A 23,484-nucleotide genomic window follows, 5' to 3' on the forward strand; every position below is an offset into this window, starting at 1 on the left:
TTTATGAATCAGGACTTACACAAAATCATTCACACTGTATCAAGGCGGCAAGTGAGTGAATCCCCGGAGCTTACTTAAGTAAGTGACAGGGGTGAACGAGCGCAGCCAACGCAGAGACAGTTTGAAGGATGAAGTGTAATCGCGGGGCCTATGGCTGGACGAATTCCACGTGTATTTATTAATGATCTGCTGGCAAGAACCGACATCGTCGATCTCATCGACGCGCGGGTAAAGCTGAAGAAGCAGGGCAAAAACTACCACGCGTGCTGTCCATTCCATAACGAGAAAACCCCCTCTTTCACCGTTAACGGTGAAAAACAGTTCTACCACTGCTTCGGCTGTGGCGCGCACGGCAACGCCGTCGACTTTTTGATGAACTACGACAAGCTCGAGTTCGTTGAAACCGTCGAAGAGCTGGCAGCCATGCACAACCTTGAAGTGCCTTATGAAGCAGGCAGTGGCCCCAGCCAGATAGAGCGTCATCAACGACAAACGCTGTATCAGCTGATGGACGGCCTGAACGCATTTTACCAACAGTCTCTTAAGCAACCTGCCGCTGAGCCTGCGCGTCACTATTTGAACCAGCGCGGACTGAGCGACGATGTTATTGCGCGTTTCGCTATTGGTTACGCCCCTCCCGGTTGGGATAACGTGTTAAAGCGTTTTGGCGGCAATAGCGAAGATCGTAAATCCCTCATCGACGCGGGCATGCTGGTCACGAATGACAAGGGACGCAGCTATGACCGCTTCCGCGAGCGGGTGATGTTCCCCATTCGCGACAAGCGTGGCCGGGTAATTGGTTTTGGTGGACGCGTGCTGGGCGATGCCCTGCCGAAATACCTGAACTCCCCGGAAACCGACATTTTCCATAAGGGCCGCCAGCTGTATGGCCTGTATGAAGCCCAGCAGGATAACGCTGAACCGCAGCGCCTGTTGGTGGTCGAAGGCTATATGGATGTGGTGGCGCTGGCGCAGTTCGACATTAATTATGCCGTTGCGTCTCTGGGCACCTCCACGACCGCCGACCATATTCAGCTGCTGTTTCGGGTGACCAACACCGTGGTTTGCTGTTACGACGGCGACCGTGCCGGACGCGAAGCCGCCTGGCGCGCGCTGGAAACGGCGCTGCCGTATATGACCGACGGACGTCAGTTACGCTTTATGTTTCTGCCCGACGGCGAAGACCCGGATACGCTGGTGCGTAAAGAGGGCAAAGCGGCATTTGAAGCGCGGATGGAGCAGGCTCAGCCGCTCTCCACATTTCTGTTTAACAGCCTGATGCCGCAGGTCGATTTGAGTACCCCGGATGGCCGCGCCCAGCTGAGCACGCTGGCGTTACCGCTGATTACTCAGGTGCCCGGCGAAACGTTGCGCATCTATCTGCGTCAGGAGTTGGGTAAGAAACTCGGCATTCTGGATGACAGTCAGCTTGAACGTTTAATGCCAAAGCTGGCGGATAGCGGAGCGGCTCGCCCGGCGCCACAGCTAAAACGCACAACCATGCGTATACTGATAGGACTGCTGGTGCAAAATCCGGAACTGGCGCCGAAAGTGCCCTCTCTGGAAGGTTTGAACCACGAAAAGCTGCCGGGACTTGGCTTATTTGCAGAACTGGTCAACACTTGTCTCTCACAGCCAGGTCTGACCACAGGGCAACTTTTAGAGCACTATCGCGGAACAAAAGCGTCCGCCACCCTTGAAAAACTGTCGATGTGGGACGATATAGCAGATAAAGATATCGCTGAAGAGACCTTCACCGACTCGCTCAACCATATGTTTGATTCGATGCTTGAACTGCGCCAGGAAGAGTTGATTGCTCGCGAGCGCACACACGGTTTAAGCAGCGAAGAACGCCGGGAGCTCTGGATGATTAACCAGGAACTGGCGAAGAAATAAAAGAATTTAACGGCTTAAGTGCCGAATACCGTTCGGGTAGATCCCGACAGCCGCACTGAGAGGCAGCGGCACAAATACAAGTACGCCCTCGCTTTAAAGGTTGGCAGCCGTATCGCCGACACCAATCAAACGAATAAGTGTGGATACCGTCTTATGGAGCAAAACCCGCAGTCACAGCTGAAACTTCTTGTCCAACGTGGTAAGGAGCAAGGCTATCTGACCTATGCCGAGGTCAATGACCATCTGCCGGAAGATATCGTCGACTCCGATCAGATCGAAGACATCATCCAAATGATCAATGACATGGGTATTCAGGTGATGGAAGAAGCCCCTGATGCCGATGATCTGTTGCTTGCTGAAAACTCAAACAACACTGACGAAGATGCAGAAGAAGCTGCTGCACAGGTTCTGTCGAGTGTTGAATCAGAAATCGGCCGCACGACGGACCCGGTGCGCATGTACATGCGTGAAATGGGGACCGTTGAGCTGTTGACCCGTGAAGGCGAAATTGACATCGCCAAACGTATCGAAGACGGGATCAACCAGGTTCAGTGCTCTGTTGCCGAATACCCTGAAGCCATCACCTATCTGCTCGAGCAGTACGATCGTGTGGAAGCGGAAGAAGCACGTCTGTCCGATCTGATCACCGGCTTTGTCGATCCGAACGCGGAAGAAGACATGGCGCCTACGGCGACGCATGTCGGCTCTGAACTGTCTCAGGAAGAGATGGACGACGACGAAGACGAAGAAGAAGAAGAGAGCGACGACGACAGCAGCGACGATGACAACAGCATCGACCCTGAACTGGCGCGCGAGAAGTTCGGTGAGCTGCGTACACAGTATGAAGTCACCCGCGACACCATTAAAGCCAAAGGCCGTAGCCATGCTGCCGCTCAGGAAGAGATCCTGAAGCTTTCTGAAGTGTTCAAACAGTTCCGTCTGGTGCCAAAACAGTTCGATTACCTGGTTAACAGCATGCGCGTCATGATGGACCGCGTCCGTACCCAGGAACGCATCATCATGAAAATGTGCGTTGAACAGTGCAAAATGCCGAAGAAGAACTTCATCACCCTGTTCACCGGCAACGAAACCAGCGAAACCTGGTTCAACGCGGCTATCGCGATGAACAAGCCGTGGTCTGAAAAGCTGCGTGATGTGGCTGACGACGTCCACCGTGGTCTGCAGAAGCTGCAGCAGATTGAAGAAGAGACCGGCCTGACCATCGAGCAGGTAAAAGACATTAACCGTCGCATGTCCATCGGTGAAGCGAAAGCCCGCCGTGCGAAGAAAGAGATGGTTGAAGCGAACTTGCGTCTGGTTATCTCTATCGCCAAGAAATACACCAACCGCGGCCTGCAGTTCCTGGATCTGATCCAGGAAGGTAACATCGGTCTGATGAAAGCGGTTGATAAGTTCGAATACCGTCGTGGTTACAAGTTCTCCACCTACGCAACCTGGTGGATCCGTCAGGCTATCACCCGCTCTATCGCGGATCAGGCGCGCACCATCCGTATTCCGGTGCATATGATTGAGACCATCAACAAGCTCAACCGTATTTCCCGTCAGATGCTGCAGGAGATGGGCCGCGAGCCGACACCAGAAGAGCTGGCCGAGCGCATGCTGATGCCGGAAGACAAGATCCGTAAAGTGCTGAAGATTGCCAAAGAGCCAATCTCCATGGAAACGCCAATCGGCGACGATGAAGATTCGCATCTGGGTGATTTCATCGAGGATACCACCCTCGAGCTGCCGCTGGACTCTGCGACCACCGAGAGCCTGCGTGCCGCCACGCACGACGTGCTGGCTGGCCTGACCGCCCGTGAAGCGAAAGTCCTGCGTATGCGTTTCGGTATCGATATGAACACCGACCACACGCTGGAAGAAGTGGGTAAACAGTTCGACGTTACCCGCGAACGTATCCGTCAGATCGAAGCGAAGGCGCTGCGTAAACTGCGCCACCCGAGCCGCTCTGAAGTGCTGCGTAGCTTCCTGGACGACTAACCCAGGTAAACAGCAAAAAGCTCCCAATGGGAGCTTTTTTTGTTTATTCCCTCTCCCTGTGGGAGAGGGTCAGGGTGAGGGCATCAGGCCGCACCGTATTTAAAGCCCTCGCGTCACCAGCGCCTCATCCAGCTCCCGATACGCCTCCACCAGCTTCTCTACCGTCGCCCTGTTGAGCCCGCTCGGATTAGGCAACACCCACACCTGGGTCACGCCGATGGTGATGCTCTGCTTTCCCCACTGCACCCCACGCTGGCTGAACGCCTGCTCATACGCCTGCTTGCCGAGGATCGCCAGCGCCGCCGGCTGATAGTCCTCCATCTTCTTAATCAGTTCCCGCCCGCCGCTGCGCAGCTCATGCAGGTTCACCTCGCTCGCCTGCACCGTCGGCCGTTCCACCAGCATGGTGATGCCGCAGCGGGTATCCAGCAGCTGTTGCTCCTCTTCCGGCTTCAGAAGTTTGTCGGTAAACCCGGCCTGGTAGATCACCTTCCAGAAGCGATTCCCCGGATGGGCAAAGTGAAAACCGGTATGGGCAGAGGACTTGCCCGGATTGATGCCGCAGAACACCACCCTCAGGCCTGGCGCAAGGATGTCGTTGATCATGATTACTCCCGCTTAATGGTTCAGGCTCTAAGTATAAGAGATTGAAAATGGGTTGTTTATAAAAACAGCAGGCAGGCGGGTATGTCTGGATTGCAGCGAGGAGTTACTTTATAATCCTCCGCCACGGCCCCTTAGCTCAGTGGTTAGAGCAGGCGACTCATAATCGCTTGGTCGCTGGTTCAAGTCCAGCAGGGGCCACCAAATAAAACAAGGAGTTAGATGAGAAATCGTCTGACTCCTTTTTTATTGGACGGAATTCAGATGATCTAGTAGGTGACTTTAGCAATTAGTAGGCATTGAAGCCTCAAATAGCGCTGAACACTGCCATTGTCGAACTCTGTGTATAGCGCACCAAAAGAGCTCAAATTCCAGCACGAAGTGGATGTCGCCTGAAAACGCCAGATGCTCAATATGATCCAACGATATTCATAGCTTCGTTTAATCTATGTGCCATATGCCCAGCTTGGTGTATGAATCGTACCATCTGCTGTGAGCCGAGTATGTTATTGCTTCTTGTAACGCCAGGGTTGGGATCGGCATAGTCAGAGCTGACTGGCAGTTCAAAAAGTATTTGTAAGCTGGATGACGGCATGCAAAGCTCGACTTTGTGAGCTGTCAGCAACAGACAAGCCGCAACAGGGACGCGGCAGTCATGTAAAATAGTTATCTTAATCCCCCAAATTTCCAGAGGTGCTGCCTTGTTAATTTCACTGAAAAGAGAAGCGGAAATATGGTTGTCACAGTTCTCACACAATTTTGATGACTATATGACAGCCAAAAAACTTATTTCATTCTGTCATTTGATACGTCAAGATGATTTCATTTTGAGCATGAATCAATTAATTGACATTAATTTTTCGAATGAAATAAAAACCGCATTCTTTGTTGAGAAGGAACTAAGAAAAAACAAATCAATACCTCAAAAAATGTATAAGGTCAATTTAATTCCAAAACCAGGGCGGCGACGTCATATCAGAAGGGCATACGGTGCAGCATTACATCCAATTCAATCTCCAAGATTGGATAGTCATGTAATCGGTAGTGAAGCTTTAATCGCTCACCTTCTTTCCAAGCAATGTTCTTTGAAAGAAAATCAAGATAAATATTTCCTCCACCCAAGTGCAGATGAATTCAGGAGGAAAAAGATAAGAAGAATTGTGATAGTTACAGATCTTATTGGTTCAGGGCAAAGAATTATTGATATGTTAGAGTCATTATGGAAGGTAGAAACAATAAAGAGCTGGCGATCCTATAAAAAAATAAGCTTTCATATTTTATGCTATAGCGCTACTGAAGCAGGAGAACAAAGAATAAAGCACCATAAAACACACCCATCAATAATAAAACTAATGGATTGCCCAACAATTTATAACTCATTCTCAAGTAGCGAGATTTCTTCCATTATTACTCTTTGTAATTCTTACGGTAGTTTTGCCAAAGAACCCTTGGGTTACAATAATAGTGGCGTATTAATTAGTTTTTCACATTCAATACCAAATAATTCTCCAGCTATTTTATCAAAGTCTCATTCAGGAAAAGGGAAAACATGGGGGAAGTTTTTCCCAGACCCTTATAATATGGAGGGTAGCTATGACAGCATACTTTTATCCTTCAGTAAATTTGAGGACCATGCTTATAAGATCTTAGGCATGAATTATATGAAGGATTTTACGGATGACTATAAGTTTAACCAGAAAGCTGCTATGTTATTTTTATGTCTTATTGGTAAAGGGCTAAATCATGACAATGAGATATTACACATACCCCATTGTTTACCCTATCATATACTAAATATGGAAAACCAGGCATCAAGAGAAAAATTAGTAAATATAATGGGGCGGTCAATGACATCTAAAGGTAGGTCACTGTTCAATAAACTCCTTGAACAAAATGATAAAATGAAGAAAGCAGTTGAATCTCAGTCAGGTTTTTATTACCCTACGCAATTGAGGGCTCCAAAATCTTGAGTCTAGAATCCTCCATATTTTGGAGGGCTATCTGGGAAGCTATTTGCTAACCCGTAGTTTGAACTAACGCTTACAGGGAATGCTCGACTCACGCTGAGCGCCGATGAGGCCTTGCTGCTTAGAGCCGAGGATTCGCTGCGCGATGGAGTCTAAGGTAGATGAAAATCTGGAGCCCTCAGCAATATATTTCTGAAAGTCAAAAATTTGGTGTTTCACCAGATGTTTTGAGTAATGCCATTGCCGTGAGCAATCAAATGATCTCTTCTGATTTTCCGGTCATATTTACTCTTAAGCATTTGTCCCAGCTTACTAATATACATTACGCTGCTTTACGTTCAATTGTTGAACGAAACCCTCAAAGAAAAATTTACAAGGTATTTAAATTAAAAAAGAAAAGAATGAACTGTGATCCTTATCAATTTCGGATAATTACAGTACCAGAACCTGCTTTATTGACAGCTCAGCGCTGGATACACGAAAGAATTTTAAAAAAAATGGCATTTCACCCTTGTAATACGGCATTTGTACCAAATGGTGGAATATTGATGGCTGCCATGCCGCATTGTGGTTGCTCATGGATGATAAAGATTGATATTAGAAATTATTTTGAATCGATTTCTGAAGGCAAAGTTTACAAAATATTTAGGAGTATAGGTTATCAGCCACTAGTTTCTTTCGAGTTAGCGAGATTATGTACGCGAGTCAGAGATTATTCAAATCCTGTCAAAAAAAATTATGCGGAGTTTAGTAAAGAAGGTAGTTTACCTTATAAGACGATCGAGATCGGACATCTCCCACAAGGAGCTCCGACCAGCCCTCTGCTATCTAATTTGTGCACAGTTAAACTGGATAAGAGACTTTTAGCGTTTTCTATAAAAAACAATCTTACCTATACACGCTATGCAGATGACATAATCTTTTCTGCAACGAGTGATTTCAACAGAAGCAATTGCGTGTCATTCATTAAAGAAATTAATAGCATTCTTGCTTTAAATGGATTTTGGCCTAACAAAAATAAAACAAAGATTATTACCCCAGGTGCAAGAAAGATTGTTTTAGGAATGTTAGTTGATGGACCTAAGCCAAAACTTACGAAAGAGTATAAAAAAGAAATATCTACTCATTTATATTTCCTCTTTAATGGTAAGGTCGGTTTAAAAAAACATTGCCTCCACAAGGGATTCAGATCAGAGCAAGGATTATTAAATTATTTAGAAGGAAAATTGAGTTTCGCATCATATATTGAACCTGAATGGGCAGCAAAGATGAACATAAGATACAAAGCCATTAAAATGAAATTTGAATCCGGAATTATACCTTGATTTCAGATTGAATGCTCATCACAACATTTAATTTACATCAACCTCTTTATAAAAATTCACTTTAATTATGTTTGATACTTAAAAATTACCATCCCTACGTTATTTTAGATATTTCAATAGTGTCGCTGTGATTATTCAGGGATAGGGATATTAATTAATCGTGCAACGGCTTAAACGCAACTTGTCACAGGCAAAATCGTTGACCTAGCTCGTTAATGGACAAAAGCTGGCGTTCACCGCCAGCCTCCTTCTCTACCCTCAGTGCGTCCGGTACGGCTCCCTTACATAATCCCGCAGGATATACACCATGTCATGCAACAACCCGGCCAGGTCTTCCGCCACCGCTTCCGGCAGCGCATTCCCCAGCAGTGCCTGATTCAGCGAGCGCAGATATCCCACCATCAGATACGTGTCCTGCCAGCAGTCCGGCATTGCAGACTGGGGCGGTTCATCAACAGTGAGTTGCGCCACCAGGTCCGGGGGTAAATCTTCATCGCACAGTTGCGCCAGGCGCGCCAGTACCTGCGATAAGCGCCCACACAGCGCCAGACGGGCGGATACATCGTGAGTTTCCAGCAGAACATTCACAAATGAGACGCACAGGTCCGTTACTTCAAACAGGTCGGCAGACACGGGCAGCGGCGCGGTGAGCAGATGATGAATAATGCTTTCGTCAAATTCGGGATAAGACGGGGTTGGGATCGTAGCCATATGGCATCCTCCGTTGAGTTTAATGAGCCACAACCTGAGTTCCTAAGCTCATGGGAGTGGCAGCGCTGACAGGGTTAGGAACCGGAACTCAACGGCAACCGGCCAGCCTTTCGGCTGCCCTGCCAGCGCCACCGAAGATTTTACCGTGGTGTGCGCTGGCCCGATACAGAAACCTGTATCGCAGTTGAGTTGTTCGGGTTCCTACGCCCGGTTGCAGTTTCTCCTGCAACACGGCGACTCTACACCCTGCTCTTCCCCCCAAAAAGCAAAAAGCGCCACCGCAATTCATTCTTGCGAGGCGCTTTCCAGAATCCCGACAACGGGTGGGTAAAACCTATTTCGCTAACGACACCAGCATCTTCAGGCTCGCAGAATAATAATCTTCCTGCGTCGTGATCTGCGGATCGCCCGCCGGAAGTTGCCCCAGCGCCAAATCACGCACCGCCAGCAACCCGCCCGCCATCATATACGGCGCCGGATCGCCGGTGGTGACATTCACCCAGGCTGGCGTCTGGGTACGGGCAAACCGTCCCCAGTACGCGGTGTAAGGGGCCATCAGCGGGCTGGAAGCATTCGCCCACTTGATATACAGCGGGACGCGGATCGCATCGTAGCTAAAGCGCGCCGGCCACTCTTTGGCCGGGGTCACGCGACCGTCGGCGTACAATGAAACCCAGTCTGCGGGAAGCTGGGTATTGCCGAAGCGCATCTTCACCAGCAGCTTCTGTCCGTCATTGATCAGGTCACGCCACACCGTCAGATGACTGCGCTTCGCGAAATCCTCCCACGCCGGGAAGATAAAATAGGACGGATTAAGATTCACGTAGCTGTTGAGGTTAAAGCCCTTCGCGCCAGGCAGCATCACGCGGTAACCGGCAAAGCTGATCACGTTGCGGGCCAGCAGCGATTTGGTGATGGCGTCCGAGGCGTTCAGATAGTTATTGTCATTCCACTGGGTACCCGCTTTTAACAGCGCCCAGGCGATAAAGGTATCGCCGTCGGTGGCGTTGTTTCTGTCGGCGATCGGGTCCGGTGCCACCGGGTTATAACGCCAGTAGAACAGTCCGGTCTCGGGATTTTGCAGGTTCTTTTTCGTCCAGCCCCAGATTTTGTCAAAACCGGCGCGATCGTTGTTACGCACCGCCATCATCATGGCGAAGCCCTGCCCCTCAGTGTGGCTCACACTGTTGTTGCCGGTATCAATGATGCGACCATCCGCCATCAAAAATCGTGCTTTGTAGCTGTCCCAGGCGGGGCCGGCAAAGGCCTGATGACTTAACAACAGTCCCAGCACCAGAACCAGGGTTTTACTTCGCTGCCACATGGCCGATCCTTATTGATTGTTTTGATATCTGAAATGGATAACCGTAGCCGAGGGGGATGCCTCCCGCCACAGTGATACGTGTGATTTTCCGCCCTGCTCGCGCAGCCAGCGGGCGTAGAGCCCTTCCAGCACCGCGCTGAAGGCGTGGTTCCACGCCAACTGCTTTGGCTCTTCCGGCGGAACCGGCAGCGCCGTATGGGCAATGCGGATCGCCGTCTCGCTGGCATCAATATCAATATAGCCCCAGTTGAAGGCCGCGAGCCGGGCATTGATCTGCGCTTCGAGCTCGCCCACGGTGTGGGCCAGCGCCAGCGGGAAACGCTCGCCCAGCGCGTCGCCCATCTGCACGAGGAACGAGCGGCTCTGCGCCTCACCGACGTTGGCTACCATACTCTCAATCATCACGTGGATCAGCGAAAACCAACCCGACTGCGTCTGTTGATGCTGGTAATACTGCAAAAGCTGTTGATCGTTCATTACTTATTCCCCAGAAGGTAGCGGAAGTAGAGGCTCGCGGTACTTTCGTTGTAATCACCAAAGGTGTCATAACCCACCTGTCCGCCGATGGTCATGTCTTTATTGAGTTTGTAGTCAGTCGATGCGCGCAGGGTGTACCCCAGGCCGTTCTCACTGCTGCCCTTGTAGAACGCCTCTTTGGCAAATCCACGGGAGACATAATCTTCCAGCTGTCGCTGCATGGCGGAATCCGTCGGGAAGTACGGGCTCTCATCCTGGGAGTAGGACTGATACCCCACCGATGCCCCTAAGCCCAGCTTCCAGTTGTCATATTTCTGGGTGTAATCCACCGGGAAGGAGACGCTGATGTAATCCTGCGGACTGAAATAGCCACCCTGACCGTAGCTGAAGTAGCTCAGGTTCTTGTCAAAGTTCATGTAGTTCATGTTGATGCCGGCTTTTAACTCGCGATCGGCAGCATAGTACGGACGGAAATAGACCCCCGCCGAACCATTGACGCTGGTGTTGCTCGGGACGTTCTCCCCGATGTAGTCATACACGCCAAACCCGGCGTAGAAGCCCGCATCGGTATTGTCATAGCTCAGCTGGGCGCTGCCGCCGTTTTTGGTGACCTGGCCCCACTTCTTGCCGCTGTACTTATCTTCCACCCCGACGTACGACAGCAGGCTATCCACCACCGCACGACGTTCGCCGGTCAGGATCAGCTTGAGGTAATCGGTCAGCTGCGGCGACCACTGCACGCCCCCTACCAGCGTATTCAGATCCTGGCCCAGCGGCGTGGACCCGACATCAATTTTGTACTGCTCCCCGGTGAGCGCCATTGCCACTTCGACGCCCTGGGCACTTTGCGAGCCCTGGGACGGCACCTTGATTTTGTCGATGTTCGGCAGCTCAGGCGGCGTGGTGGTGGAGGCGTTATACAGCTCCTCGGCCACCCCACCCTGGATCAGCGCCCCGGTACCAAACCGGCGGCTGGATTCATCGGACGAGGTGCCTGCATCGAGGCTGATCGGCGTGACGTTAACATCCAGACGCGAATCGCCGAACGGCACGGTGGACCACTGCAGCGGGGCCTTGATCTCCGTCAGCTTGCTCAGCCCCTCTTCGCCGTCACGCGCGCGCAGGGCAGTTGAACCCCGCGCCCAGGTGGCGGTTTTGTCGACCAGCATCTCCATCATGTTATCCACCTGACGCAGCGTGCCCGCCTGGGCAGTTTCTACCGGCAGATCGGTGCGCACGGTACCCGGCGGCGCGGTCTGTGGATTACGCGCCAGCTGGGCCACCTGCCACGGCATCGCCTGGCCGTAGAGCGACGGTGAGGCCGCCTCCACGCCCTGGCTGGAGGTACCCACAAACGGGTTGTCGGCCAGGGCCAGACCACCCAGCATCGGGGCGGTTTCGCCGTTGTTGTTCTGCAGGCCGAGCAGCTTGCCGCGGGCGGTGCGCAGATAGCTCATCGCCTGCTGATGATTGCCCTGAGCCTCGGAGACCCGGGCCAGCAGCAGTAAGCGTTCCGGGGTGCTGTCGTTGGTCAGCCCGGCGGAAAGCTGCTTCGCTTTATCCACGTTGTTGCTGGCCAGCGCCACGTCGATGGCCCCGGCGCGCGCGTCCTGCTGCGGCGTGTCGCGGGTCATCAGGTAGTCGTAAACCACCCCGGCCTCTTTGTTCATCTTCCCGGACTGATAGACGCGGGCCATGGCGAACATCAGATCGGTGTTCTGCGGATCGTTTTGCATGGCGCGGATCAGCTTGTCGTAAGCCGCCGCATAGTTGCCCTGCACGCGCAGACGATCGGCCTCGTTGATCACATAGCCGTTGCGAATGCTCGCCAACTGGGTCGGGGTACTGCGCGACTGCAGTTCCGGGTTAGCAAGCCACGCCTGAGCTTCGCTGCCCAGTCCGGCCTGGTTCAGGACCGCAACCTGATCGGCATAGTCCCCGGCATTACCCTGCACGCCACGACGCATATTGTCGTGCACCACGCTCACCGCAGTGGTGACATCGCCGCTCTGGGCCAGCATCCGCGCCAGCTTGCCGGCGTCAGCCGGGCTTTGCGGCGGACGTGATGCCAGGGCTTTCAGGGTGTTGGCCGCCGCGGTCCGGTCGCCCTGAGCCAGATAGCGTTCGGCAACATCCATCTGCAGGTTGTAATTCACCCGCTGGGACAGCTCGCGCATATCGCCGTTCTGGCTGGAGGCCGGAATGCGTGACAGCAGGGTTTGCGACTGCTGCCAGGCGTTGTTTTCGCTGGCGAACAGGGCCGCCGCGTAGAGTTCGCTGTTGCTGGCGTTCGGGCGGAAGGCTGGCGTCATGACGTTAGCCGCCTCCGCGCTGCGCCCCTGCTTCTGCAGCAGACGGGCTAAATCCAGACGCAGCCAGGGATCGGATGGATAGCGGGCCGTACCCTGCTGTAACAGGGCGATAGCGCGCTGCGGATCGCCGTTGGCCACCGCCTGCTGGGCCTGACGACGCAGCGGATCGGTGGGGTTACCGCCGGAGACGCGCGGCTGCAGCCTCGCCTGCAGGCTGGCAGGCAGGGTTTGCAACATCGCCTGGGCTTCGGCGGTTTTGTTCTGCTCCCGCAGGACGTAGTAGAGGTTTTCCCGCGCCGCGCCGTTATTTGGCTGCTCGGTCAGCAGGCCGCGCAGGGTCTGCTCTGCCGCGGTGTAATCTTTGTTATGCCGCTGGACGTCGGCCCGGAACAGCTTCGCCGCCGCCCCCTGTTCGCCGCTGCGTTGGGTCAGGGGCGCGCTCAGCGCCAGGGCCTGGCTGACGTTACCCTGCTTGTAAGCCGCCTGCGCCTGGGCCAGCTGGCCGTAGAATTCGGCGTCCTGCGCCTGCTGTTTACGCTCGTCAGAAGCGGCACCGCCAAGGCTGGCCGCGCGGTTCAGGTACTGCGCACCTGCGGCATAGTCGCCCTTGCGCAGGGCCACATAGCCCATCCCGGCCAGCGCATCGGCATCTTCCGGGTTGGCCTTCAGCACCTGCTCAAACTGGTTGCGGGCGGTATCGGTATTGCCGCTGTTCAGCGCCACAAAGCCTTCGCCTTTTGCCGCCCCACCGATGCTCTTGCGGTAGTGATCCTGCACCGCGGTATCGTTGGGATGACGCTGGAGGAAGGTCTGGTAGTACGCTTCGTCCCCCGCCTGCGGGCCCAGCCACAGCAGGGCCTGACGCAGGGATTTATCCGCATCCTGACTGCCGCTCGCCAGATCCTGCAGGATGTTCATCCCCTCGCGACGGGTGCTTTCCTGATAGGTCAGGACTTTACCCAGCGCAATTTTGACGTTGTTATCCTGCGGATACTGGACGCGCAGCTGACGCAGCTCGCTCACCGCCTGCGGATAGAGGGACTTGTCCCCCGCCATGGTCAGATAGTACTCCGGGGCCAGGCTCGGCGGCGGCTGATTGCCGGTAAACAGGCTCTGCCAGGTGGCCAGCGCGGCGGGAATGTTGCCGCTGCGCGCCTGCTGACGGGCCAGCTCCAGCTGCCCTCGCGGCACCTGCTGCATCTGTTTGGCGTTATCCAGCGCCTGCAAATTCGCATCCTGCGGCGAGACCGCCGTTAAGCGCTCGCGCCACTGGGCCGCCCCTTTGATGTCGCCAGCCTGCTGCGACCAGAGGGCCATCAGGTACAACGCCTGGGTGTTGTTGGCGTCGACCATCAGCACTTTTTTCAGCGATTCCATCGCCAGATTATCGTGAGACTTTTCGTGCCAGTAGTTGGCCTGATCGAACAGCGCTTTCAGCGCCGGGTTATTGGCCGACTGGGCGGCATCCGCCGCCTGGGCACCCTGGATGCCCCCGATCGCCAGCCCGCTGACCAGGCAAAGTACAGGCAGATGTCCGGCGGTTTTGTTTTTATTTTCCATAGTGTTACCACCCTTACTCACGATCTGAATCCTGTGGGTTAAGACGTTTGTGCGCGCGTTTTTTCAGTAACGAGTAGAGGCTCAGGCCAATAATCGTCGCGAACAGCAGTCCAAAAATCGCCAGCATGGCGGAGTGCTGCGTGGCATACCACACCACCATCATGTAACAGGGCATCTGGCCGCTCGGGAACTGCGGGCCGACGCGGAAACTGCGTACGCCGTTCTCATCGGTGATGATCGCGGTATCGCCGCGGATCCCGGCATTGATGCGGGCGGAGTTGAGGTCGGTATGCAGACGCGCCAGCTGGGCGTCATCGCTGCCAATCGCCATCACCACCAGACGTTCCGGGTTCCACTGGGAGCGGAAGCTGACAAAGCCGCGCCAGGATTCGTTGGACGAGAAGTAGCGGTCGGCATCGACGCCGGACGCGTTCCAGTCCCCCTCCAGCAGACGCTGCGCTTTTTCCCACAGTTTCGGTTCCCGCACGCCAAAGCTGTGCTCGTTGCTGACAAACGGCGACTGCGCCAGCAGGGCGCGGTTAAAGGCGGTTTGATCCAGCGAGGAGACCGCCAGCACGTCGCTGTTGCTCAGGCGCAGCAGGTTCGCGCCGCCGGACGGCAGACCAAACATCACGCGGTTATTGTTCAGCGCGGTGCCGGTGGCGTTACCGGAACGGGCAGAGAGATCCAGCAGGGTGCCGATCTCGCTTTCGCTCGGGTTCTCCGGCAGGAGCAGTACGGTCTGGGAGAAGTCCGCCAGACGGGTGAACGGGAACGAGGCGCCGACGAAGTACGACAGGTTCGGCAGCAGCGTGAAGTGGCGCGTGTTGCTCAGATCGATACTCGAGTCTTCGTCGATACGGCTCTTGATGTTGTTATTGAGCAGGACGCTACACGGCGCAGTCTCTTTAGTCTGGATGTTGAAATAGAGCTGCAGCTGGTTGTCGCCGTAAATCAGGTACGGCTCCAGCGGCACCTCAACGTTTTCCTGACGCGCATCGCCGCCGAGCTTATGCCACAGCCCTTCGAGCAGCCCCTGCTTGTTGACCGGCAGGTTGCGCAGGAACGCGCCGTTGAAGGTCATCGACAGGTACGAACGCTGCTCGTCAATCCAGCTTTCGGACGGGAAGCGGTAGGCCACTTTCAGCGGAATGGTGTCCCCATCCCACATAAACAGATCCGGCGCAGCACGGAAGGCCAGAGTCAGCGGTTCGTGCCAGATGCCGGTCACGGTCAGGCTCTGATCCTTACGCATCAGCTCGCTCAGCAGCACCGGGCGATCGGTCGAGATCCAGCGCGGGGCATCGTAAGGTTTGCTGACCGGGATGTTCTGCGCCTCAACCGGCAGGCTGGTGGTCTGGCCGTTGAACTGCCCGCGGGTCAGACGGTACGCGGCGCTTTTCAGCTGCTGCTCGTTATTCCCTACCACCAGCAGCAGCTTGTAGATCGGGTTGCCGGGGTTATCTACCACCTGCAGCGTGGCTCCGTTCGAGGCTGGCAGCGTTAAGCCGCCGATAGACTCACCCGGTTTACCAAACAGGATGCCGTTTTTCTCCGGCAGCTGATCGTGTAATGCATCAAAGGCGATGCCGCGATAATCCGCTTCGATACCCAGCCAGGAGGCGATCAGCGCCGCGGCACCCACCTGCTCCGGCAGGGTTTTGGCCGGGAACGCGAAGGTCAGCGTGGTCGGCGTCATCTGCATTTCGTCGAGGAACGGACGCGGGAAGTGGCTGAGATCCGCAGCAATGTTCAGCTGCTGCGCCTCCAGGTCCAGCCGCGTGTTCGGCATGATGGTGACCTGGTAGCTGTCGGACAGATCGCGCTGGCACAGCAGCGCATCGCCGTCGTTAATTTTGAAGCTGATGTTGTTGCGGGATACCACCATCGCCGCCGGAATATCCAGCTGATAGCTGGAGACATTGCTGTCGGCGGAGCCCAGCGGCACCGTCCCCAGCGGCTGGCCGTTGAGCATCAGCTGCAGGGTAGTATTACGTGCCGCCATCGCCGGAGAGACCTTGAGGTTCAGCTCCAGCTGCGCATTAGTGATCACCTGGTCCGCCGAGAGGGTAAAGTCGATCCCGCCCTGCAGCTGGCCGCCGCTCAGCACCACGCCGTTTGGCTGCCCCATCTGGGCGACGGAGATGCTGGTGGTGGTGCCGGGAGTGATGCCCATTGGTGCCGCAGACGCGGCATCGGGTGTCGGTATCGCAGGCGCAGCCTCAGGCACCGGGGTCGTCTCCTCGACTGGCGGGGTCTGGAAGGCAGGCAGCGTGTCGGGGGCGGGCAGCGTGGCCGGAGCCGTGTCGGCCGCTGCAGGCGTTGCATCAGCCAGAGGCTGGGCCGCATCCGTTACCGGCGGCGGGAGATCCACCGGCAGCAGCGATTCCACGGTGGTCGGCTCTTCCGCCGTCACCGGCTGCACCAGCACGCCGAACATCAGCGCCATCTGCAGCGCTTTACGGGTCATCCCTTTCATACAGCGGTATCCTCGTTGACGTTATTCCCGCGGCGGGCGTCATCATGCCGATGACGGCGCTTTTCACGACGGTCCTTCCAGGTCAGCCAGAACAGATCGAATACGCTGCGAATAATGATAAACAACGAGCGGAACGGGTTGTCCTGCGCTTTTGGCGGGTTGATCCACGCATCGGCGCGGGCCAGTACTACGCGCACCAGTTCGCGACGGCGGTCCAGCGGGATCTCGTCAAACATCAGGCGAATGTACTGCTGGTCGTGGGCAATCACGCTCACCGGAATGCTGATGGCCCCGGACTGCAATTGCAGCTCTATCTCTTCGATCTCGTCGTTGAGGTGACGGTCATCCACCACCGCAATACGGCAGCCGCCCATGGAGAGATCCAGGGTATGGCTGCGCGAGGAGATGCCGCTGGCGTAGTGAATTACCACCGGCACGGTGGCATCAATACGGATGGTTTTACGCGTCTGACGGGTCTCCCGCGCCACGGCAATGGCGGCCAGCAGGAAGATCAGGCTGTAAACGCCCCAGCCGACGTTGAGGGCGATAACCATCGGGTCCACCCCGAAGTAGTCATGGCCGACGGCGCGCACAATCCCGGCGACAACCCCTGCCGCCAGCAGCACCGCAATAATCAGGTGCGGGCGGACAATGCTGAAATCGAAATAGCCCACGTCCAGCAGCGCGCCTTTATCGGTCACGTTGAACTTGCCGCGTTTCGGGAAGATCAGGGTAATCACCGTCGGCAACACCAGGTGGAAAGCCAGCACCAGGTCGTAGATCTCCCCCCAGAAGCTGTAGCGGAACCGCCCGTTGACCCGTGAGTTCACATAGATACAGAGGAACAGGTGCGGCAGCATGTAGGCGAAAATCAGGCTGGCCGAGGAGTGGATAATGTTCAGGTTAAACAGCAGGTACGCCAGCGGCGCGGTGAGGAACGCCACGCGCGGCAGCGCAAACTGGAACGAGAGCATGGCGTTGAGGTAGCAAAGACGCTGCTGCCACTTCAGACCCCGGCCCAGCAACGGGTTATCGACGCGCAAAATCTGGGTCATGCCGCGCGCCCAGCGGGTACGCTGAATGACGTGCACCACCAGACGCTCGGTCGCCAGCCCTGCCGCCAGAGGAATATCGAGATAGGCCGACTTCCAGCCCAGACGCTGCATCTTCAGCGCGGTGTGGGCATCTTCGGTCACGGTCTCAACCGCAAAGCCGCCAATCTCCTCCAACGCGCTGCGACGGATCACCGCACAGGAGCCGCAGAAGAAGGTGGCATTCCAGTTATCGTTGCCGCGCTGGATCTGCCCGTAGAACAGCTGACCTTCGTTGGGAATATCGCGGCCCGCGGAGAGGTTACGCTCGAACGGATCCGGCGAGTAGAAGTAATGCGGGGTCTGCATCAGCGCCAGACGCGGATCCTGCAGGAAGGCCCCGACGGTCGCCTGCAGGAAAATACGCGTCGCCACGTGGTCGCAGTCAAAAACGCAGATCAGCTCGCCCTTGGTGAGCTTCATGGCGTGGTTGAGGTTACCCGCTTTGGCGTGGGAGTTGTCGTTACGCGTGATGTACCCTACCCCGACGTTGGCGGCAAATACCGCAAACTCGTTGCGCTTACCGTCATCCAGCAGGTAGATCTTGAGCTTGTCTGCCGGGTAATCCAGGCATTGCGCCGCCAGCACCGTATCGCGCACCACGTCCAGGCTTTCGTTATACGACGGGATATAGATATCCACCGTCGGCCACTGCGCCATATCATCCGGCAGCGGTACGATCTTGCGCTGGAGAGGAAACAGGTTTTGCAGATAACTCAAAATAATGGTTATCCAGATATAGAGTTCGGCAAGAAATAACCCGATCCCCAGTATGGCCTCTATTTCTGAATTAAAGTGCAGCGTCTGTGTGGCCCGGAACCAGATATATCGTGTGGACATTAAGACCGCCACAATCATCATAATGACCGACACACGATGATGTTTGCTAAAGCCAAGCAGCATCAGCGCCCCAATGCTGATTAAGCCGAAGATATACTGCTTCTGGCTATCCATTGGGGTGATAATAATTAATACGGCGATGGGTGCTAAGACCAATAGCAGTAGATAAAACAGCGCCTTTTTCATAGGACGTCCTGAAATTGTCGTCAGAAACTGGAGGTTCTCAGGTTGGCGTGCACGGCGCCGTCACCGACCTGGATACCCAAAATACCCGCGATACGCTTACTCACCAGCTCGATATCAAACGCCGCCGCCGAGGTGGCGCTGAAATCCAGTATCGATTGCTGTGAGGCATTGGCCTCAGGCACGCTTTCATCCCGGTTGATCACACCAAGCAGACGGTCCCCGAGGCGTTGCTGTAAGAAGGCGGTGACATCACGGCTGATATGGCGCCGGTTGTCACTCTGGTTCACCAGGAAATAGTATCCGGCCTTGTTATCTGGCGGTGCGCCGCCGGTCAGCCGGTGATTTTCGATGTGGGGCAGCAGGGACAGGGAGGCGGTGTCGGCCAGTAAAGTCACCAGATGCAGATCCGCCAGCGGCGAGATCGCCTTCAGTGCCGGGTTCGGCCCTGGAGGGAAGTCGGCCAGGATAATCAGCCCGGGATAGTTCAGCAGAGAGCTTAAGCCTCGCGCCAGGAAATTGCTGTCGCTGGTGAGGTTATGCTCAAAGATCAGGCGCTGTTCTTCCGTCACTTCGCCATAGGGCAGGACGAACATATTGCTGCCCGCCGTTAGCACCGACTGGCTCCAGTCCGCCGACTCATTGGCACGCGCAACATAGCCACGCCCGTCAGATAACGGCACGCCAAAATGCAGACGCAGCGCGTTCTGAACATCGAAGTCAATGGCCAGAACTTTATTGCCGGCACGTGCCAGAGCATAAGCGAGGTTGGCCGTGACCGTGGTTTTCCCTACTCCGCCTTTTGGCGAGCAAATACACACTAACGGCATGAAGCGATTTTCTCCAGGAGCGGTTGTAACGGAAGGTCCTTGACCGGATGGCTGGCCGTCGCGGAGGTTTTGGTCGCGAACAGCTGCTCAAAGCGCACCGGCTCCGCCGGTTTTGGCGGAGTCACTGTCTCAGCAGGCGCTTGTACAGGCGCGAGCACGGGTGCTGGATGGAATGCCGATGGCGCCGCCGCGACAGGTGTCTCTTTTACGTTCGCCTGGGGGGTTGCCTCAGGGCGCAGCTGATCGAACAGAGAAGGTACCGCCGGATTAAGCTGCGTCTGTGCGGTTTTATCTGCGCTTTCAACCTGTAAGCTCTGCATAATAGACGGGGCTGAACCGGCAGGCTCCGCCACGGGCGTCTTCGTCAGGCTGGCAAACGCCGCATCCAGTTCGCCGGGTTTAACGGCCTGCGGCACGGGCACCGCAACGCTGCCGGCCTTCGCCAGCGCCGCGTCACTGTCTACACCTGCCAGCTGGTTGATAATCGCCCAGCCGCTGTTCGACGCCTGTTTGTTTTGCGCCGACAGATCCTTGAAATGGATGTCACCGGTGCGCGTTTTATCCTTGAAACGCTGTAAATCATCATAATTTTTCATGGTATTACTCTTGATTCACAAGTCAGTATTTTTGTTTCCTGCATGACTTTGCCAGGGACAACAGTTTGTGGGGTTACGAGCATGTAAAGGGAGTGAAGGGTTAACAACCACCATTGCCCCCGCCATTGCTGGCGCTAATATTTGTTTACCGAATATTCTAATGCATATTACGTAGAGGTAATACTCTCTACAAGCTTATCGACAGATAACGCAATTTCTCCACTTTTCGCCATTAACAACCTACAACTTAAACATAAAATTTTGTTTTGTGTTACTTAAGTGAAACATTTGACCGAAAAAATGATGTAATTGCGGTTAAATACCGGAGAGTAACTATAAGCAGGGTTTATGAAAAAACATTATCCGCCTCGGGTGGGAGCGGACGTTTTAAGGGACACTAAGAAGATCGGGTGATGGGTTGGTAACCGCAAGGAGTGAAAATGATCCCGGCACGCTGGCCGGGATCGGAGGTCATTACAGGGCAGTCTGTCCGTATTTTGGCGAACGAGGCCCGTATAACAAACCACCAGGGCCCGCGCTGAACAGACGAGCGCTGGTCACCTGAGCAACATCATACGCTTTATCCGTGGCCGAATGCGCAATCTGGGTCACCGCCGCGTTTATCAACATCCCCACTATGCCACCGCCATTATTACTCTGGCCCTCATTGCTTGAGGCCGTGGCAACGCCTTTCCACAGCTCTTTCCCGGTGCGTAGATCCACTAAACGCGCCGCTGCGCTCACGCGCGTGTCGCTGCTGATCACCTGGTATGAGGTGCCATAATCGGTGAGGGTGATGTACATCACCGCATCAGCGCCAAAGATATCGTGCAGTTTTTTCAGCGGCACCGCGCTGATATCGTCCGGGTTAGTTACGCCGTTTTGTTTAAACGTCTCTTCCACGACCGCAACCGGGAACACGTAGTAACCGGATTCAGCAAGAGGCAGAGTGACGCTGCTCAGAAAGCCGTGACTGGCGTTCACGTCCGGCGACGTATTTTTCGGCGGCAGCACCAGGATGCTGCGCGGTTTGCTTTCCCGGAAGGCAGAATAATCAGCGGGCGGTGTTTTATTAGTGGTGCAACCCGTAACGATAAGCGTCAATGCCAGAGTCAGGAGGGCTGAAATTCCTTTCATGTTACGTCCCTTTATTTTTTCGTGGTCAGGAAATTAATATATGAAGCCGACTCCGGGTACTGCGTTTTTTCGGCATTAAATTCAGCCATCGCCAGCTCTCTGTTACCCGTATTGCTGTAGAGCATCCCAAGTTGGGCATGCACGCCAGGAGGAACAGGCTTGCTGCTTGCCCGTGACGTTTCAATCAATTTCTGTAGAGAGGCAATTTGCTCCTGCGGGCTGGTTTTATTGGTGTAGTAGTCATAGACCGACTCCTGATAATCCCCCCACGTGTAGATCTTTTGCGGCGTGTTGGTTGCACACCCTGCCAGCAGTAATAGTGCTGCGCCAGTTACGAGCTTATTTACAGTTGCCATCATCAATTCCTTTTAATGTGTATTTGACGGGTTCCAGCCACCGTTCTCAGTCCCGGCCACCAGGTTATTGACCGCTTCGCGAATGGCGAGATCCAGCACTTTGCCATTCAGCGTGGCGTCGTAGCTGGCCGTGCCGCCAAAGCCGAGCACTTCACGATTAGAGAGCGTATATTCACCCGCGCCCTGCGAGGAGTAGACCACTTCAGAGGTGCGGACATTGACCACATTCAGGGCAACTTTCGCATAAGCCACTTGCGATTTTCCGCGTCCCAGAATGCCAAACAGCGCCCTGTCGCCGGTCTCTTTACGACCAAACTCCGTCACGTCGCCGGTGATGACGTAGGTTGCGCCTTTCAGCTGCTGGCGCTGACCACTGATGCCGGACTCGGTTTTGATCTCTTCCATGTTCGCGCGATCCAGCACGTTGAAGCGGCCGGTTTGCTGCAGGTGGGTGATCAAAATGGTCTTGGACTGGTTCCCCAGATGGTCGACGCCATCGGAGAATATTCCATTCATATAGCTGGAGCGGTTATCAAATTTGCCGACCGATATCAGGCTGCGCTGGCCCTGCCAGGCGGTGTTATAGGTAGCGACTTTCGCGACTTCGACGGAACGGGAGGATTCCGTTGCACAACCTGTCAGCAATAACGCGCTAAAGCAGAGCGAACTGACGATTTGTTTATTGACCATGGTATCTGAATTTCCTTATAAAAATAGACGAGACGATGGGTAATTTGATTACCTTTTCTCTCAAGTATTATTATGGAGAGAGCGGCATCCATTATGACAGGAAGTCATTCAATTACTTCATATTTATCGTGTTTTTTGGATTTTCTTTAGATTTGTGGGGATTTTATGCAGCGGTGCGGTGTTTTTACTTTAACGACCTGAACGTGGGCACATGCGGATGCCAGGTACATTCAATCCTGGTCAGGTTAATAACGCATTTTTAACGGGATCGGCTACGCAAAACAATTATGCGCTCCATGAAAATGATGTGATGAGACAAGTCTAAACAACAGACTAATTAATCCCTTTTCAGAAGAAAATGACTTATACAGGTAACGATATGAATTTAGGCAACGGCTTAGACGTATCCAAAAGAGTTTGATAAAAGCGAAAAGCGTTAAAAAGATGAACTACAGATATTATTTGAAGCCACAGGGATCCTTTCACAAGAAGTAAAAGAACACGGCAATTCAGTGTTGAAGCACCGTCCATTTTCTCCAGAGCTTTTAAAGAGCCTGTACTTGCATGACCGTCTGGTATTCCATCAGCCCAACCTGCACATTTTTACGGTAAATGGCTGGAAGAAGCGGAATTCAACACCGACGCGCTGGTTGCGGTCAGCATGGAACAGGGACCACTGGTGATCCAGCCGGTTAAGAACTGACGGGTAAAAAGAAGATGCCGGCGCTAAGGCCGGGATCTATTGCAGTTAATAAAAATCTGGCTCTACCAGACCCTCAGCTTTCACGATTTCAAGGAAGCGTTTATAGGCATCTTCATCTCGTTCTAATATATCATCCAGCAACTTTTCTTTAATCAGTGCCCAATGATGAATGCTCTTAGCATTATTTTCAAAATACATTGCCTTAAAATGTATTTCTGATTCAATTACAGTCACTTGACTCGCTCTATATGCAGTCAAGCCTCCATAGTTTTTGGGAAGCCCATAAAAATATGTTTCTTCACCAAACCAATAAATTGAAAACACATTTATAACTGTTCCATCTTTCTCTCTGACTTTCATTAACTAGCCCTTTAATATTTTCGATGACATCTGCCGGATTAGA

Annotated in this window: 18 protein-coding genes and 1 tRNA gene; 6 read left to right on the forward strand and 13 right to left on the reverse strand. The window is 54.1% G+C overall.

Annotated features, from left to right (window positions below; translation table 11 throughout):
- The first annotated feature begins 150 nt into the window (after positions 1-150).
- Both dnaG and rpoD read left to right on the forward strand, forming a co-directional pair.
- Positions 151-1,896: a DNA primase gene (gene dnaG / locus SOM40_RS20000; protein ID WP_106995866.1), complete on the forward strand. Its 1,746-nt coding sequence runs from the start codon at positions 151-153 to the stop codon at positions 1,894-1,896.
- 153 nt (positions 1,897-2,049) lie between these two features.
- Positions 2,050-3,897, forward strand: a complete 1,848-nt coding sequence (gene rpoD / locus SOM40_RS20005) for an RNA polymerase sigma factor RpoD (protein ID WP_146145547.1) — start codon at positions 2,050-2,052, stop codon at positions 3,895-3,897.
- A 99-nt stretch (positions 3,898-3,996) separates the two neighbouring features.
- On the opposite strand, the gene mug is transcribed toward rpoD, so the two are convergent.
- Positions 3,997-4,503, reverse strand: a complete 507-nt coding sequence (gene mug / locus SOM40_RS20010; protein ID WP_262672115.1) for a G/U mismatch-specific DNA glycosylase — start codon at positions 4,501-4,503, stop codon at positions 3,997-3,999.
- A 125-nt stretch (positions 4,504-4,628) separates the two neighbouring features.
- Here mug and SOM40_RS20015 point away from each other — a divergent pair.
- The 3 genes from SOM40_RS20015 to SOM40_RS20025 all read left to right on the forward strand — a co-directional run bounded on the left by SOM40_RS20015 (position 4,629) and on the right by SOM40_RS20025 (position 7,792).
- Positions 4,629-4,704, forward strand: a tRNA-Ile gene (locus SOM40_RS20015).
- Between the two features lie 497 nt (positions 4,705-5,201).
- Entirely contained in the window at positions 5,202-6,470 is a 1,269-nt protein-coding gene (locus SOM40_RS20020) for a phosphoribosyltransferase-like protein (RefSeq protein WP_320531028.1), read from the forward strand.
- Between the two features lie 158 nt (positions 6,471-6,628).
- Positions 6,629-7,792, forward strand: a complete 1,164-nt coding sequence (locus SOM40_RS20025; protein WP_320531027.1) for a reverse transcriptase family protein — start codon at positions 6,629-6,631, stop codon at positions 7,790-7,792.
- 258 nt (positions 7,793-8,050) lie between these two features.
- Here SOM40_RS20025 and SOM40_RS20030 read toward each other — a convergent pair whose 3' ends face one another.
- From SOM40_RS20030 to SOM40_RS20080, 11 genes are all read right to left on the reverse strand, one after another.
- The gene (locus SOM40_RS20030; protein ID WP_320531026.1) at positions 8,051-8,503 is read right to left on the reverse strand and encodes a hypothetical protein; all 453 of its coding nucleotides are present in this window, start codon (positions 8,501-8,503) and stop codon (positions 8,051-8,053) included.
- A 334-nt stretch (positions 8,504-8,837) separates the two neighbouring features.
- Positions 8,838-9,827: a family 8 glycosyl hydrolase gene (locus tag SOM40_RS20035; protein ID WP_320531025.1), complete on the reverse strand. Its 990-nt coding sequence runs from the start codon at positions 9,825-9,827 to the stop codon at positions 8,838-8,840.
- Between the two features lie 9 nt (positions 9,828-9,836).
- Positions 9,837-10,304, reverse strand: coding sequence for a cellulose biosynthesis protein BcsD (gene bcsD / locus SOM40_RS20040; RefSeq protein WP_320531024.1), 468 nt, complete (start codon positions 10,302-10,304; stop codon positions 9,837-9,839).
- On the reverse strand, positions 10,304-14,176 hold the full coding sequence (locus tag SOM40_RS20045) for a cellulose biosynthesis protein BcsC (protein ID WP_320531023.1): 3,873 nt from the start codon (positions 14,174-14,176) through the stop codon (positions 10,304-10,306). Before SOM40_RS20045 ends, bcsD begins: the two co-directional genes overlap by 1 nt.
- 13 nt (positions 14,177-14,189) lie before the next feature.
- Positions 14,190-16,655, reverse strand: coding sequence for a cellulose biosynthesis cyclic di-GMP-binding regulatory protein BcsB (bcsB, locus tag SOM40_RS20050; RefSeq protein ID WP_320531022.1), 2,466 nt, complete (start codon positions 16,653-16,655; stop codon positions 14,190-14,192).
- Entirely contained in the window at positions 16,652-18,772 is a 2,121-nt protein-coding gene (gene bcsA, locus SOM40_RS20055; protein ID WP_320531021.1) for a UDP-forming cellulose synthase catalytic subunit, read from the reverse strand. The genes bcsB and bcsA overlap by 4 nt, the downstream gene beginning before the upstream one ends.
- A 20-nt stretch (positions 18,773-18,792) precedes the next feature.
- Positions 18,793-19,599 carry a cellulose biosynthesis protein BcsQ gene (gene bcsQ, locus SOM40_RS20060; RefSeq protein ID WP_106995877.1) on the reverse strand — a complete coding sequence of 269 codons (807 nt, stop codon included), beginning with the start codon at positions 19,597-19,599 and terminating at the stop codon, positions 18,793-18,795.
- Entirely contained in the window at positions 19,590-20,195 is a 606-nt protein-coding gene (gene bcsO, locus SOM40_RS20065; protein ID WP_320531020.1) for a cellulose biosynthesis protein BcsO, read from the reverse strand. Before bcsO ends, bcsQ begins: the two co-directional genes overlap by 10 nt.
- A 474-nt stretch (positions 20,196-20,669) precedes the next feature.
- Complete coding sequence (locus SOM40_RS20070) at positions 20,670-21,332, reverse strand: DUF799 domain-containing protein (RefSeq protein ID WP_225758042.1); 663 nt, start codon at positions 21,330-21,332, stop codon at positions 20,670-20,672.
- Between the two features lie 11 nt (positions 21,333-21,343).
- The gene (locus tag SOM40_RS20075) at positions 21,344-21,691 is read right to left on the reverse strand and encodes a DUF4810 domain-containing protein (protein ID WP_414672299.1); all 348 of its coding nucleotides are present in this window, start codon (positions 21,689-21,691) and stop codon (positions 21,344-21,346) included.
- 9 nt (positions 21,692-21,700) lie between these two features.
- The gene (locus SOM40_RS20080; protein ID WP_312078017.1) at positions 21,701-22,378 is read right to left on the reverse strand and encodes a CsgG/HfaB family protein; all 678 of its coding nucleotides are present in this window, start codon (positions 22,376-22,378) and stop codon (positions 21,701-21,703) included.
- Positions 22,379-22,994: 616 nt separating this feature from the next.
- Between SOM40_RS20080 and SOM40_RS20085 the strand changes: the two genes are divergently transcribed.
- On the forward strand, positions 22,995-23,081 hold the full coding sequence (locus SOM40_RS20085) for a SymE family type I addiction module toxin (protein WP_501050886.1): 87 nt from the start codon (positions 22,995-22,997) through the stop codon (positions 23,079-23,081).
- A gap of 45 nt (positions 23,082-23,126) precedes the next feature.
- Here the strand turns inward: SOM40_RS20085 and SOM40_RS20090 are convergent, their stop codons facing one another.
- Complete coding sequence (locus SOM40_RS20090; RefSeq protein WP_225758039.1) at positions 23,127-23,441, reverse strand: hypothetical protein; 315 nt, start codon at positions 23,439-23,441, stop codon at positions 23,127-23,129.
- Positions 23,442-23,484 lie beyond the last annotated feature (43 nt).

The sequence above is a fragment of the Leclercia sp. CFBP8987 genome (assembly GCF_034044995.2).
GTDB classification, from domain to species: domain Bacteria; phylum Pseudomonadota; class Gammaproteobacteria; order Enterobacterales; family Enterobacteriaceae; genus Enterobacter; species Enterobacter tamurae.

What these genes read in the sequence shown, in the direction of transcription:
- mug (WP_262672115.1), bottom strand. Translation starts at nt 4,503, where the DNA reads ATGATCAACGACATCCTTGCGCCAGGCCTGAGGGTGGTGTTCTGCGGC.
- SOM40_RS20030 (WP_320531026.1), bottom strand. Translation starts at nt 8,503, where the DNA reads ATGGCTACGATCCCAACCCCGTCTTATCCCGAATTTGACGAAAGCATT.
- SOM40_RS20090 (WP_225758039.1), bottom strand. Translation starts at nt 23,441, where the DNA reads ATGAAAGTCAGAGAGAAAGATGGAACAGTTATAAATGTGTTTTCAATT.
- bcsD (WP_320531024.1), bottom strand. Translation starts at nt 10,304, where the DNA reads ATGAACGATCAACAGCTTTTGCAGTATTACCAGCATCAACAGACGCAG.
- dnaG (WP_106995866.1), top strand. Translation starts at nt 151, where the DNA reads ATGGCTGGACGAATTCCACGTGTATTTATTAATGATCTGCTGGCAAGA.
- bcsB (WP_320531022.1), bottom strand. Translation starts at nt 16,655, where the DNA reads ATGAAAGGGATGACCCGTAAAGCGCTGCAGATGGCGCTGATGTTCGGC.
- SOM40_RS20070 (WP_225758042.1), bottom strand. Translation starts at nt 21,332, where the DNA reads ATGAAAGGAATTTCAGCCCTCCTGACTCTGGCATTGACGCTTATCGTT.
- SOM40_RS20075 (WP_414672299.1), bottom strand. Translation starts at nt 21,691, where the DNA reads ATGATGGCAACTGTAAATAAGCTCGTAACTGGCGCAGCACTATTACTG.
- bcsA (WP_320531021.1), bottom strand. Translation starts at nt 18,772, where the DNA reads ATGAAAAAGGCGCTGTTTTATCTACTGCTATTGGTCTTAGCACCCATC.
- SOM40_RS20025 (WP_320531027.1), top strand. Translation starts at nt 6,629, where the DNA reads ATGAAAATCTGGAGCCCTCAGCAATATATTTCTGAAAGTCAAAAATTT.
- rpoD (WP_146145547.1), top strand. Translation starts at nt 2,050, where the DNA reads ATGGAGCAAAACCCGCAGTCACAGCTGAAACTTCTTGTCCAACGTGGT.
- bcsQ (WP_106995877.1), bottom strand. Translation starts at nt 19,599, where the DNA reads ATGCCGTTAGTGTGTATTTGCTCGCCAAAAGGCGGAGTAGGGAAAACC.
- bcsO (WP_320531020.1), bottom strand. Translation starts at nt 20,195, where the DNA reads ATGAAAAATTATGATGATTTACAGCGTTTCAAGGATAAAACGCGCACC.
- SOM40_RS20080 (WP_312078017.1), bottom strand. Translation starts at nt 22,378, where the DNA reads ATGGTCAATAAACAAATCGTCAGTTCGCTCTGCTTTAGCGCGTTATTG.
- SOM40_RS20035 (WP_320531025.1), bottom strand. Translation starts at nt 9,827, where the DNA reads ATGTGGCAGCGAAGTAAAACCCTGGTTCTGGTGCTGGGACTGTTGTTA.
- SOM40_RS20045 (WP_320531023.1), bottom strand. Translation starts at nt 14,176, where the DNA reads ATGGAAAATAAAAACAAAACCGCCGGACATCTGCCTGTACTTTGCCTG.